Raw genomic sequence first — 12,703 nt, 5'->3', positions numbered from 1 at the left:
CGCTCCATCCGGGCTACAAGATGAGGAGGCGAGAGTCGTCCCGCCTCCCTTATGCCTCAGCCATTCCGGAACGCATATCCATAGCCGTTCAGTGCAGGCGCGCCGCCGAGATGAGCGTAGAGAATCTTCGCGCCCTTCTCGAAATGGCCCTTCTGGGTCAGGTCGATCAGGCCCTGCATCGACTTGCCCTCGTAGACGGGGTCGGTGATCATGGCTTCGAGCCGTGCGGAGAGGCGGATCGCCTCCTTGGTCTCCTCCGACGGCACGCCATAGGCGGGATAGGCGTAGTCCTCGATCAGCACGACGTCGTCTGCAACGATGTCCTTGCCGAGCTCGACGAGTTTTGCGGTGTTCTGTGCGATCGAGAGCACCTGCGCCTTGGTCTGCGCCGGCGTGAACGACGCATCGATGCCGATCACCTTTCGCGCGCGGCCGTCGGCAGCAAAGCCCACCAGCATGCCGGCATGGGTCGAGCCGGTCACGGTGCAGACCACGATGTAGTCGAACTTGAAGCCGAGCTCGGCTTCCTGCTTGCGTACCTCTTCGGCGAAGCCGACATAGCCAAGCCCGCCAAATTTGTGCACGGAGGCGCCGGCCGGAATCGCGTAGGGCTTGCCGCCCGCCGCCTTCACCTCGTCGATCGCCTGCTCCCAGCTCTTGCGGATGCCGATGTCGAAGCCGTCGTCGACCAGGCGGACGTCGGCGCCCATGATGCGCGAGAGCATGATGTTGCCGACACGGTCATAGACCGCGTCCTCGTGCGGCACCCAGGCTTCCTGCACCAGGCGGCACTTCATGCCGATCTTGGCGGCGACCGCCGCGATCATGCGGGTGTGGTTCGACTGCACGCCGCCGATCGAGACCAGCGTGTCGGCATTGGAGGCGATCGCGTCGGGAATGATGTATTCGAGCTTGCGCAGCTTGTTGCCGCCATAAGCGAGGCCGGAATTGCAGTCCTCGCGCTTGGCGTAGATTTCGACATTGCCACCGAGGTGCTTTGACAGCCGGTCCAGCTTCTCGATGGGGGTGGGGCCGAAGGTCAGCGGGTAGCGCGCAAATTTCTCGAGCATCGTCAGGTCATCCCGATTGGCGTTGGTGTTCGGGATGTGACTAGCATCGGCTTGGAAAAATGTGCTCTCGAATATTGCGCCCATATTGTATGATATCTTGCGAAAAAATCGCCACTAGCTAATAATTCTTCCGTAATAAACATTAATTACGGAAGTATCTTCCATGTCGAATCGTCTCGACCGCACTGACCTTAAGATGCTGAGATTGCTGCAAAATAACGGCCGGCTGAGCAACGCCGAGCTGGCCGAAACCGTCGCGATCAGCCCCGCCACCTGCCACCGCCGCACCCAGCGCCTGGTCGAGGACGGCTTCATCGCCACCTTCCGCGCCATGGTTGCGCCGAAGAAGGTGGGGAAGGGCACGCTGGTGATGGTCGGCGTCGTGCTCGACCGCTCGACGCCGGAGAGTTTTGCCATCTTCGAGCAGGCGATCGCCAAGCTGAAATTCGTGCTCGACTGCCACCTCGTCGCCGGCGACTTCGACTATTTCCTCAAGATCCGCGTCGGCGACATGGAGGATTTCAACCGCATCCACGGCGAGCAGCTCATCGCGCTGCCCGGCGTGCGGCAGACCCGCACCTTCTTCGTGATGAAGGAAGTCGTCGACAACGCGCCGCTGGAGTTTTGAGCGGCTTCACGACGCCGGTTCGACGACGCCGTCCGCGACCTGCTCCTGCCCGGCATCCTCCGGCCGCATCGCGATCACCGCGATCAGCCCGAGCCCGACGCCGATCATCACATAGAAGATCGGCGCCAGCGGGGAGCCGGTGAGGGCGATCAGCCAGGTCACGAAGAACTGGGCGAAGCCGCCGAACACCAGCACCGCGACATTGTTGACGATCGCGAGCGCGGTCGAGCGGATGCGGATCGGGAACAGCTCGACCAGCGTGGTGCAGTAGACACCGAGGAAGAAGGCGCCGAAGAAGCCGATCACGACTTGGGCGATCAGGAGCTTTGTGATCGACGGTTCGGAGATCACCCGGGCATAGAGCGGATAGAGCGAGACGAAATAGCCGATGAGCGAGACCAGCAGCAGCGGCTTGCGCGGATAGCGGTCGGAGATGGCGCCCGCCGCGGGCACCACGATCACCATCACGATCGCCGCGATCATCTGCACCAGGAAACTCTGCATCAGCGGCAGCTTCAGCACCTCCTTGGCGTAGGTCACGGTGTAGCCGAAGGTGACATAGAACGACACGGCGCTCGCGACCACCATGCCCATGCCAATCAGGAAATTGCGGCCGGGATTCTTCAGCGCGGAGATGAAACTTTCCTTGTGCACCGTCGCCATGCTGCGCCGGGAGGATTCGGGCTCGATGACGCTGGCGCGCATATAGAGCAGGATCGGAACGATCACGAGGCCGACGAAGAAGGGGATGCGCCAGGCGCCGGCGGCAAGCTGCTCCTGCGTGAACGTCAGCGTCAGGGCGACGCCCAGCACTGCGCCGAGCACGTTGGCCATGAGTTGGCCGGCGATTTGCCACGAGCCATAGAAGCCGGTGCGGCCGGGAGGCGCCGCTTCGATCAGATAGGCGGTCGAGGTGCCGAACTCGCCGCCGACCGAAAAGCCCTGCAACAGCCGCGCCAGCAGCACGATCAGCGGCGCCACAATGCCGGCCGTAGCGTAGGTCGGCGTCAGCGCCAACAGCGCGACCGATAGCGCCATGATGCCCATGCCGAGCGTCATCGCCGCCTTCCGGCCCTTGCGATCGCCGAAATAGCCGAGCACGAGGCCGCCGATCGGCCGCATGAAGAAGCCGGAGCCGAACAGCGCGGTGGTCAGCAGCAGCGCGTTGATCTCACTGCCCGGAACTTTCGGGTCGACCGGAAAGAACAGGTTCTTGATGACCGGTGTCATCAGCGCGAACACCGTGAAGTCGTACCACTCCATCGCATTGCCGGCGATCGCGGCCGCGATGGCTTTCCTGTTCGTCTGCATCTCTCGCTTGCCTGTCCGGTTCGGCCTATTCGGCGGGTTGATGGGTGGCGTCGGCATCCCGCCATTCGTCGCCGGCGAGCTCCGGCGCGGCGAACGCCTTGAGGTTGGCGAAATGGATCTCGCGATCCTCGACGAACAGGCGGCGGACGATGCCGCGCGCGAGCCGGTCGGCGCCCTCGCTGATCGCAGGGATATCGCCGGATAGCTTTCCGTGACTCAGCGTCGCCGGATAGTTGAAGCAGTGCAGCCGCGCCAGCATCGGGCAGGCGCCGGGCTCCTTCTCCAGGAACTGGAAGCTGTCGCCGAGGTCTGGCGAGTTCTCCAGCTCGGCATTGTCCATGCCGTCAGGCGTCGGGAAGCGGTCGCGCCAGAACCGGATATGCGGCGCGAAGGCGGCAAGCTCGTCGTGCAACGCGAGGTCGACCTTGAAGCCCGTGCCGAAGACGATGAAATCGGTCGCGTAGCGGCCCTTCGGCGTCGTCACCATGAGATGATCTCGCTCGACGACGAGATCATTGATCGGGCTCGCGAGATGAAAATGCGCCTGCGGATAGGCGGAGACGCGCAGCACGCTCTGGCGCGGCGGCGGCGTCTGCGCCTTCAGCGTGTGATCGAGGAAACGCCATTTCCAGTCATCCGTCAGGCCGGCAAAGCCGTGCACGACGCCCTGGCTGCCGATGCCGGTGAACTTGTTGACGCGCGGAATGTCCGCGCGCCGGATGAAGAGGTCGAGGCGCGCGGCGCCCGCCTCCAGCGCCATCGCTGCGTTGTCCATCGCGGATGCGCCCGCGCCGACGACTGCAACGCGTCTGCCGCGAAATCTCTCGAAGTCGATGGCGGCGGAGGAATGTGCCCAGAAACGCCGGTCGATGCCATCGACGAGCGGCGGCACGTAAGCGCCGCCGAGGCCGTCGCGGCCCGTCGCCAGCACGACATGGCGCGCGAGAATCTGTCGCGACGCACCGTCCTCGCTGACGTCGAGTGCGAACAGGCCATCGGGGCGCGCGTCGATTCGCTCGACCGAGACCCCGTTGCGGACCGGCAGACCCAGCACCTTGCGGTACCAGATCAGGTAATCCATCCACATCGTGCGCGGCGCGCGGTCGAGCGCCTGCCAGGCTTGCTTGCCATATTGTGCCTCGTAGAAGGCGCGGAAGGTCAGTGCCGGCATGCCCATCGCGGGTCCGGTCAATTCCTTGGGCGAGCGCAGCGTCCGCATCCGGGCGAACGTGACCCAGGGACCTTCCTCGCCGGCGCGCGCGCGGTCGAGCACGAGCTGGTTGTCGACGCCGAGGCGCCTGAGCATCGCGGAGGCGACGAGGCCGGCCATGCCGGCGCCGACGATGACGACGTCGACGACGCCCTCGCCATCGACGACACGGCGCGGCACCCATGACTTGGCCGGCAGTTCGAGCCACGCCAGATCCTGCTTCAGGCGCTCTTCAAGAGCCGCGAGGCCCGCCGCGTCAGATGTCATCGTCGTCATGAGGGAGCTTTCTCGAATTCGCTGGTTTCGTCGCCGGCCTCGGCCAGCGCGGCGGCGCCGCTATGCAGCTTTGCGCCGGGCATCAGCGCGACCGCGGCGCGCAATGCGTCGTTGAGTGCGGCAACCGTCGGCGTCAGCTCGCGCCCGATCGGTGCAATCGCGGCGAACAGGAAGGGAATCGACACGTCCAGGGGGCGGGTGACGACGCCCTCCACCGGCAGGCTGGAGGTCAGCACCGGCTCGACCACAGCGATGCCGAGCGACTGCTTCGCCATGGCGATCGCGGTCAGTGAAGCGTTGGTGTCGATGACCTCAGCGGGCACGACACCCTCGCGCTCCAGCGCTTCCTCCACGCGGCGGCGCAGCCGGTAGGGGTTGGCCATCGTCAGCAACCGGACGCCGCCGAGATCCTTCAGGCGAATGACCTTCTTCTTCGCCAGCGGATGATCCATCGCGAGGCACGCGACGCACGGCACCTCGCAGACCCACTGCACGTCGAGCCCGGGATGCTGGATCGGCAGGCTCGCAAGGCCGAAATCGACCGACTGCGACAGCACCGATTGCACGACGTTCTCGGCCGAGAGCGCCTGCACGTGGACCTGGCTTGGCAGCAACTCGCGTTCGAGCGCTGCGAGCGCGGCCGGGACGAAGCCGGCTGCCAGTGCTGGGATCGCCGCCAGACTTAGAACCGGAAGGGCGCCCGCGCCGATCGCATTGGCGCGCTGGCGGATGTGCTTCAAGCCCATCAGCAGCCGCTCGACCTCGGCATGAAACAGCACGCCCTTCGGCGTCGGGCTGATGCGCGGACCGTTCCGGGTGAACAGGAGATAGCCGACGTCGGCCTCGAGATCCTGGATCTGACGCGTCACGACCGGCTGTGAGCGGCCGAGCAGCCGCGCCGCGCCGGTGATGCTGCCGGCCGACATTACGGCGGCGAAGGCCTCGAGGAGGCGGATGTCGATAACGTCCTGGTTCATGGCCATATCGCTTGCATTATGCGAATATAGAATGAACAATATTTATTGATGTGCAAGAAGTATTATGAGAGGTTCAGGTCATGCCGATGGAGCCGCCCCCCTTTCGCCAGCACAATCCGGCCGGACCGGCCTACCAGCGCGGCTGGGTCGACGAGGCCGTGGCCGCGATCGAGGCCGACCAGTGCCGCACCGCCGACACGCATCTGATCCGTCTGATAGTGCCGGCGCTCGCCGGCATCGACATCTATCTGAAGGACGAGTCCACGCATCCGACCGGTAGCCTGAAGCACCGGCTGGCCCGCTCGCTGTTCCTCTACGCGCTCTGTAACGGCCACATCCGCGAAGGCACGCCTGTCGTCGAAGCCTCGTCGGGATCGACCGCGGTGTCGGAAGCCTATTTCGCGCAGATGATCGGCGTGCCCTTCTACGCCGTGATGCCGCGCACGACGTCGGCGGAGAAGATCGCCGCGATCACCCACTATGGCGGCAATTGCCATCTGATCGACGACGGCCGCACGCTCTATGCGGAGGCTGCCGCGCTCGCCACCCGCCTGAACGGCCACTACATGGATCAGTTCACCTTCGCCGAGCGTGCCACCGACTGGCGCGGCAACAACAACATCGCCGAGTCGATCTTCACGCAATTAAAGGGCGAGCCGCGCCCGCTGCCGGACTGGATCGTGATGGGCGCCGGCACCGGCGGCACGTCGGCCACCATCGGACGCTATTTGCGCTATCGCCAGTATCCGACGCGGCTGTGCGTCGCCGATGTCGAGCATTCCGCCTTCTTCGACTGCTTCCGTTCGCAGGACCGCTCCCATGTTTGCGAGCGCCCCTCGCTGATCGAAGGTGTCGGCCGTCCGCGCTGCGAACCCTCCTTCGTGCCGGGCGTCGTCGACCGCATGATGAAGATCCCGGATGTGGCGACGATCGCGGCGATGAATGTGCTGTCGCGCAGGCTGCGCCGGTCCGTCGGCGGTTCGACCGGCACCAATTTCCTGGCGCTGTGCCGCATTGCCTCGGAGATGCGCAGCGCCGGCCAGACCGGATCGCTGGTCACGCTGATCTGCGATTCCGGGGAGCGCTATCGGCAGACCTATTATGAGCCCGAATGGCTGAAAGCCCGCGGCCTCGATCCGGCACCGTTCGAGGCTGCCTTGTTGTCATTTCTGGATACGGCGCAGCCGCTGGCGCTCGCCGTCGAGGACGTCCCCAATCCACAGAGCCCGCGGAGTGCTGCTTGACCACGCTGATCGAAACCATTGCCGGTGTGCCCGTGGCGTCACGGCTCGGCCAGGCTCTGCTTGCGCGTGCCGAGATTTTGCGCCTGAGCGAAGCCGCCCATGACGCGGTGCTGCTGCCGCGTGAGCCCGGCGGACTGAGCCACGGCTTGCGGGCGGCACTCGCGGCGCGGATGTGCCGGCATGTCGGCGACGAGGCGCTGACCGCGCATTACGAATCCTATCTGGCGCATGCGAGCGATCTCGACCTGGTCACCCTCGCCCGGCCCGGCGGCGTGTGTGGCGATCCCCTGCACGATGCCATGGCCCGCCACACCGACCTGCTGACGCTGTCGCCGCGCGAGGCGACGCGACAGGACATCGCGGCGCTGAAGGCGGCCGGTGCCAGCGAGGCCGATATCGTGCGGCTGTCCGAGCTCGCCGCCTTCGTGAACTACCAGCTGCGGGTCCTGGCCGGCCTCAAGCTCCTGAAAGAGGTCGAAGCCCGATGAGCGAAATCGTCCACAGCTTCACCGTCGCGATCCCGATCTGGTCGCCCTATGTCACGCCGGTCGAGCTCGCCTCGGCGACTTCAGAGCAGCTCGCAGCGATGAAGGTCACGCCCTCCAACAAGGGCGTCTCGCCTTACGTGCTGACGCTGGCGCATGACCCGGAGTCGCTTGCGGTGCGCTCGCCGCTGTTCAACCTCATCATGTATGGCAAGGACGGCCTGTCCCCGGCCGAGCGCGAGCTCGGCGCGCTGAGTGCCTCGGTCGTCAACCGCTGCATCTATTGCGCCGCCGTGCATGCCTCACGCTTCATCAGTTACTGCGGGCGCAATGACATCGTTGAAGAGATCTTTGCTGACGAGCGCGACGCCACGCTGGAGGCACGCCAGCAGGCGCTGTTCAACTTCGCGACAAAACTCTCGACGACTCCGATCGAAGCGAGCGCCGATGACGCGCGTGCACTGGGCGAGGCCGGGCTGAGCGAGCTCGAGCAGCTCGATCTGGTGCTGTCGGCCGCGATCTTCGGCTGGGCCAACCGGCTGATGCATACGCTGGGCGAGCCGCTGGCGCGCCCGGAGGCACCGTAGCCGACGCGTCGGGCGGTCATCCGCCCCGGACCGGAAGTCACGGCAACTTCACTTGCCTTGCGCGTGCACGCGCGCGAGCTTCGCATCCTCTCAACGAGGAGATCCTGCCGTGCGCCTTCCCATTCTCGATCCGAAAGACCTGAGTGCCGAACAGAAGCCGCTCTATGACGACATGCAGGCCGGCATCAAGGACCACTTCAAGGGCTTCGTGAACATGCGCGACGACGGCGCGCTGCTCGGACCGTGGAATCCGTGGATCCGCGAGCCGCGCTTCGGCAAGCCGGTGTGGGAGCTGGTCAAGGCGATCGCGTCGAACCCGCTGTTGCCGGCACCGGTGCGCGAGGTCGCGATCCTCGTCACCGGTTCGCATTTCCGCTCCGGCTACGAGCTCTATGCTCACGTGCTGGTCGCCGAGCAGCGCGGGCTCTCCGACGAAAAACTCGCGACCATCGTCGCCGGACAGCGGCCGGTCGATCTCACCAAGCAAGAGGCGGTCGCCTACGACATGGCGTCCGCGCTGGTCAGCGGCGGCGTACTGCCGGAGCTGACCTATCGGGCCGCGGTGAAGGAGTTCGGCGAGCACGGCGCGGCCGAACTCTCTTATCTCGTCGGCGTCTACTGCATGGTCTCGGTCACGCTGAATACGTTTGACGTACCGGTGCCGGAGTAGAAGCTGCTCCGAGGGTCACTCCGCCGCCTTGCTTGCAGGCAGCGGGGGCTCCCAGGAGATACAGCGATTGCGGCCTTCGGCCTTGGCCTGATAGAGCGCATGATCGGCCGCACCCATCAGTGCGTCGATGCCGGACATGCTGACGGTGGCCTCGGCGATGCCGATGCTCACGGTAAGGCCGAATTGAATCTTGTCGGCAAAGATCTGCGAGCTCATCACGCCCTTGCGGATGCGCTCGGCCACCATCCTTGCACGGGACAGGCTGGTCTCGGGCAGGAGGACCGCAAATTCCTCGCCGCCAAGGCGACCGACGAGATCGGACTTGCGTTTGCCAGCGATGCACGCAGCCCCAACCGCCTTGATCGCCTCGTCGCCGACCGCGTGACCATAGCGGTCGTTGACCGATTTGAAATGGTCGATGTCGAGCATCAGGACCGAGACGGAGCGGTAGTAGCGCTGGAAGCGGCTCCATTCCGCATCGAGAGAGCCGAGAAAATGGCGGCGGTTATAGAGGCCCGTCAGCGGGTCGGTGGTCGCGAGCCGCTCCAGCATATTGGCCTTGTTAGTGAGATCGGTGATGTCGACATAGGTCAACATGCGACCGCCATTCGACATCGTGGTGCAATGGGCCCTGATTCGCCGCCCGTCCGGCGTCTGGAGGTCGCGCACATGATCGCCGGCCTTGACTTCAGCGACGCGCTTGGTGGGAAACCTCGTCAATTCGTTCGCCGGGAGATCCGGCGCGCTCGCGCGCTGCGCCCGGCTCACCAGCGATGCGTAAGTCGGGCGGTCGGCGGCCTCTTGCTCATTCACCTCCCAGAACCGCCGCATTCGCCGGTTCATGAAGCTGGCGTTGAGATCGCGGTCGAGCAACAGCACGCCGTCCTCGACATTCTCGAGTGCGTCGCGCAGCAATTTCAGCTCGTCGGAATAGCGCACGATGTCGGTGACGGGCGTATAGGTCAGCATCCGCCCGCCGTCAGGCAGCGGCGTGCATTGCATGCGAATGACATCGCCGCCGGAGCGGCGTAGGTCGCGTGGAGATGCATCACCCGCCTGTATTTGACCGACACGCTCGGCGACATAGGCTTCAAGCTCGGCCGGCGGAACCTCATAGGCGAGCGTATCGCGGCCATGGTGCATCAGCGTCGCAAAAGACGGATTGCTGTTGGCAACTTCATCCGGCAACAGCCACATCCGCCGAAACGCGCGGTTGATCAACTGCGCGCGGAGATTGGCATCGAGCAGCACAATGCCGAGCGGGACGAAATCAAGTGCCGCGCGAAGCGCAAGCATCTGCCCGCGCAGCAGCGAGTCGGCGCTCCGCCCGGGCTCATTCTCGGTTTTGGGTTCGACATGATCTTCCGCTCCGAGTGCGACCCCGACCTGGCGGTCCGACCGCCAGAGCACGCGGCAGGAGATGATCTCCTGGCTTGCGAGCCTGAGGTGGAATCGTTCGGGCACGCCGAGGCTGCTCTGCATCTCCAGTGTCGCGCCGTCTTCTGACATTCGGCGCACGACGCAATCGATGGTCGATTGACCGAAGTTGAAGATGATCTTTCCGGCCAGAAACGTTCGTTCCGACACCAAACGGGGCATTCCCAACCTCCCTGACGAAGCCGGCCCAGTCTGTCGCAAGCTTATTTGCCGAGAGGTAAGGCGGAGGGCAATCGCGCGGGAGGGCTAACAATTGGTTCACGCGTCGGCACCATGTACGTGCGCGCTGAAACGCGAAAAGCCCTTCATCATCAACGACAGGCGGTTGTTGCCCTTGCGTTGGCATCCGTGAAAATGCGGAAGCGGCGTTTTACCGAAAATCCACCAAGACCGCGGTCTGTTGCGCACGGCATAGAGCGGCGTCCGCAGCGTCAAGCGATGGACGGCACCGTTGTGCGCGGTTACCCTGCCGTGATCGCACTGACACACTCGCCCGCCAGAGTGCAGGCCGGACTATGAAGGACGATAGCCATGAAGACGTCACGCCGCATCCTGCTTGCCGGACTGGCGGGGCTCGTGGTCACTCCGACCGCACTTGCCGCCGCGACGCCGGCGCCCGTGGCTGACGATACGACGGTGGCCGAAGAGCATTTTGCACGGATGATCGCGGCAGCGCATGCGCCCGACGTCACCTGCGAACGCCAGGCCGAACGTTACGCGGACGCGCATTGGCCGGAATACGTCGTGGCGGCAAGAGCTGTGCTCAACGCGCGGGCGTGATGCCGTCTTCCCTTCTCTCGTAAGGGCTAAGGGGGCGTCGCACCTCACCTCGCGACTGCGCGGCGCACCTGCTCACCGATCTGCGACAGCACGAGCTGCGCCTGTGGCAGGATCGCCCCCATGGCATGAAAATTGTGAACCATGCCGTCGTGGCAGACGTGCTCGACGGCGACGCCGGCTGTGAGCAGCTTGCGGGCATAGGCATTGCCTTCGTCGCGCATCGGGTCGAATTCGGCGGTGTGGATGATAGCGGTCGGCAGGCCCGCAAGCCGCGTCGCGCGCAGCGGCGAGATGCGGGGATCGGCGGCATCGATGCCGTCCGGCAGGTAGTCGGCGAGATCCGCCTCGATCGTGGCGCGATCGATCAAATAACCTTCGGCGAACGCCTCGCGCGAGGGCGAGGTCTCCTCGAAATCCAGCACAGGACAGATCAGGCATTGCGCGACGATCGACAGGCCGGCGCTTTGCTGCGCCTCCTGGCACACGATCGCAGCCAACGTGGCGCCTGCGGAATCGCCGCCGATCACCAGCCGCTCGGCATCGATGCCGAGGGACGAGGCTTCGCGCGCCACCCATTCGGTCGCCGCAATGGCATCGTCCACGGCGGCGGGAAATTTGTGCTCGGGTGCGAGTCGGTAGTCGACCGAGACGAGACGGCAGCCGGTCGCATGTGCGAGCGCCGCCGCGATACGGTCGTGCGTCAAAACGCTGCCGGCGACCAGACCGCCGCCATGAAAGAACACGAAGCCCGGCGCGCGCTCACCGGCGCTCGGGGGTGTGTATAGCCGATAGGGACGTTTTCCGCCGGGACCGGGAAGCGTGCCGTCGGACGTCGTCACATCCGGCGCATCAGTGCGCGCGAATTGCATCAGCTTTGCCAGCGACTGCCGCCGCGCCTCGACGCTCGGCCGACTCGGCGTCTGCGGTGCGGCCGCAGCCATCATGGTCAACAAGCGCTTGGCGAGCGGGTCGAGCGGCATGGAAAACTCCGTAACGTAATCCGCATTATAGCCGCTTTGTGCTCGATTTGATGCCGCCTCCGCACTGTCGCTGACCCTCCAGGGGAGGGTGCCATTCCCGCAGGAAATCCTTTAGAAGTTGGGAGAATAGTGCCCAATATTTCCAAGGGATGCCGGTCATGGCCGAGATCAAGAAACCCATCGAATATTCGCCGAGCTGGACCTTCTTCGAGGGCCAATGGCATGACGGCAACGTGCCGATCATGGGGCCGCGCACGCATGCGGCCTGGCTCGGCTCGGTGGTGTTCGACGGTGCACGCGCGTTCGAAGGTGTCGCGCCCGATCTCGACCGCCACGTCGCCCGCGCCAATCAATCCGCGATCAACTTTGGCCTTAAGCCGGTGGTCGATGCCGGCACCTGGCTCACGCTCGCAAACGAAGGCATTGCGCGCTTCGCAGCGAATGCCGAGCTCTATGTCCGCCCGATGTACTGGGCGCAGAACGGCGCCGGCGGCGGCGTGCTGTTCGACCCCGAGACCACCAATTGGTGCCTGTGCATCTACGAGGCGCCGCTGCCGAAGCCGGTCGGCAACGCGATCACGCTGTCGCCGTTCCGCAGGCCCACCGCCGAATGTGCGCCGGTCGAGGCCAAGGCGGCCTGCCTTTATCCGAACAATTCGCGGGCGCTAGCCGAAGCCGCCTCGCGCGGCTTCCAGAACGCGCTGATGCTCGACATGCTCGGCAACGTCGCGGAGTTCGGCAATTCCAACGTGTTCATGGCCAAGGACGGTGTGGTCTTCACGCCGGTGCCGAACGGCACGTTCCTCAACGGCATCACGCGCCAGCGCGTCATCGGCCTGCTCCGTGCCGACGGCGTCACTGTGATCGAAAAGACGTTGCGCTATGCCGACTTCCTCGCCGCCGACGAAATCTTTTCCACCGGCAACTTTGCAAAGGTCTCGCCTGTGATTCGTATTGACCAGCGCGAGCTGAAGCCCGGGCCGCTCTACACGAAAGCGCGCCAGCTCTATTGGGATTTCGCGCATGCGGTGAAGCTGGCGGCGTAGCT

General features: G+C 64.9%; 13 protein-coding genes. 7 read left to right on the top strand and 6 right to left on the bottom strand.

Annotation, left to right across the window (positions count from 1 at the left end):
- Nucleotides 1–56: 56 nt before the first annotated feature.
- Nucleotides 57–1,070 carry a 1-aminocyclopropane-1-carboxylate deaminase gene (locus UP06_RS05660; protein WP_045001299.1) on the bottom strand — a complete coding sequence of 338 codons (1,014 nt, stop codon included), beginning with the start codon at nt 1,068–1,070 and terminating at the stop codon, nt 57–59.
- Between the two features lie 163 nt (nt 1,071–1,233).
- Here UP06_RS05660 and UP06_RS05655 point away from each other — a divergent pair, with 163 nt between their 5' ends.
- Entirely contained in the window at nt 1,234–1,698 is a 465-nt protein-coding gene (locus tag UP06_RS05655; RefSeq protein WP_045001276.1) for an Lrp/AsnC family transcriptional regulator, read from the top strand.
- Nucleotides 1,699–1,704: 6 nt separating this feature from the next.
- Here the strand turns inward: UP06_RS05655 and UP06_RS05650 are convergent, their stop codons facing one another.
- The 3 genes from UP06_RS05650 to UP06_RS05640 are packed head-to-tail and all read right to left on the bottom strand — an operon-like array spanning nt 1,705 to nt 5,472.
- Nucleotides 1,705–3,009, bottom strand: coding sequence for a citrate-proton symporter (locus tag UP06_RS05650; RefSeq protein ID WP_045001275.1), 1,305 nt, complete (start codon nt 3,007–3,009; stop codon nt 1,705–1,707).
- A 25-nt stretch (nt 3,010–3,034) separates the two neighbouring features.
- On the bottom strand, nt 3,035–4,495 hold the full coding sequence (locus UP06_RS05645) for an NAD(P)-binding domain-containing protein (protein ID WP_045001274.1): 1,461 nt from the start codon (nt 4,493–4,495) through the stop codon (nt 3,035–3,037).
- The gene (locus tag UP06_RS05640; protein ID WP_045001298.1) at nt 4,492–5,472 is read right to left on the bottom strand and encodes a LysR family transcriptional regulator; all 981 of its coding nucleotides are present in this window, start codon (nt 5,470–5,472) and stop codon (nt 4,492–4,494) included. The genes UP06_RS05645 and UP06_RS05640 overlap by 4 nt, the downstream gene beginning before the upstream one ends.
- An 86-nt stretch (nt 5,473–5,558) precedes the next feature.
- On the opposite strand from UP06_RS05640, the gene UP06_RS05635 reads away from it, so the two are divergent.
- From UP06_RS05635 to UP06_RS05620, 4 genes are all read left to right on the top strand, one after another.
- Nucleotides 5,559–6,716 carry a PLP-dependent cysteine synthase family protein gene (locus tag UP06_RS05635; RefSeq protein ID WP_045001297.1) on the top strand — a complete coding sequence of 386 codons (1,158 nt, stop codon included), beginning with the start codon at nt 5,559–5,561 and terminating at the stop codon, nt 6,714–6,716.
- Nucleotides 6,713–7,204, top strand: a complete 492-nt coding sequence (locus UP06_RS05630; RefSeq protein ID WP_045001273.1) for a CMD domain-containing protein — start codon at nt 6,713–6,715, stop codon at nt 7,202–7,204. The genes UP06_RS05635 and UP06_RS05630 overlap by 4 nt, the downstream gene beginning before the upstream one ends.
- Nucleotides 7,201–7,788, top strand: a complete 588-nt coding sequence (locus tag UP06_RS05625) for a peroxidase-related enzyme (RefSeq protein ID WP_045001272.1) — start codon at nt 7,201–7,203, stop codon at nt 7,786–7,788. Before UP06_RS05630 ends, UP06_RS05625 begins: the two co-directional genes overlap by 4 nt.
- A 109-nt stretch (nt 7,789–7,897) precedes the next feature.
- On the top strand, nt 7,898–8,458 hold the full coding sequence (locus UP06_RS05620; protein ID WP_045001271.1) for a carboxymuconolactone decarboxylase family protein: 561 nt from the start codon (nt 7,898–7,900) through the stop codon (nt 8,456–8,458).
- A 15-nt stretch (nt 8,459–8,473) separates the two neighbouring features.
- Here UP06_RS05620 and UP06_RS05615 read toward each other — a convergent pair whose 3' ends face one another.
- On the bottom strand, nt 8,474–10,057 hold the full coding sequence (locus UP06_RS05615; protein ID WP_045001270.1) for a sensor domain-containing diguanylate cyclase: 1,584 nt from the start codon (nt 10,055–10,057) through the stop codon (nt 8,474–8,476).
- A 369-nt stretch (nt 10,058–10,426) separates the two neighbouring features.
- On the opposite strand from UP06_RS05615, the gene UP06_RS05610 reads away from it, so the two are divergent.
- Complete coding sequence (locus tag UP06_RS05610; RefSeq protein WP_045001269.1) at nt 10,427–10,675, top strand: hypothetical protein; 249 nt, start codon at nt 10,427–10,429, stop codon at nt 10,673–10,675.
- A gap of 44 nt (nt 10,676–10,719) precedes the next feature.
- Here the strand turns inward: UP06_RS05610 and UP06_RS05605 are convergent, their stop codons facing one another.
- Nucleotides 10,720–11,655 (bottom strand): alpha/beta hydrolase, encoded by a 936-nt coding sequence (locus UP06_RS05605; protein WP_045001268.1) that lies wholly within the window; start codon nt 11,653–11,655, stop codon nt 10,720–10,722.
- Between the two features lie 158 nt (nt 11,656–11,813).
- On the opposite strand from UP06_RS05605, the gene UP06_RS05600 reads away from it, so the two are divergent.
- Complete coding sequence (locus tag UP06_RS05600) at nt 11,814–12,701, top strand: branched-chain amino acid aminotransferase (protein ID WP_045001296.1); 888 nt, start codon at nt 11,814–11,816, stop codon at nt 12,699–12,701.
- Nucleotides 12,702–12,703 lie beyond the last annotated feature (2 nt).

It is taken from the genome of Bradyrhizobium sp. LTSP857, assembly GCF_000938285.1.
In the GTDB taxonomy this organism is placed as follows: Bacteria; Pseudomonadota; Alphaproteobacteria; order Rhizobiales; family Xanthobacteraceae; genus Bradyrhizobium.
Note: the sequence above shows the minus strand (reverse complement) of the source record. Positions and strands in the feature narration are given on the sequence as shown.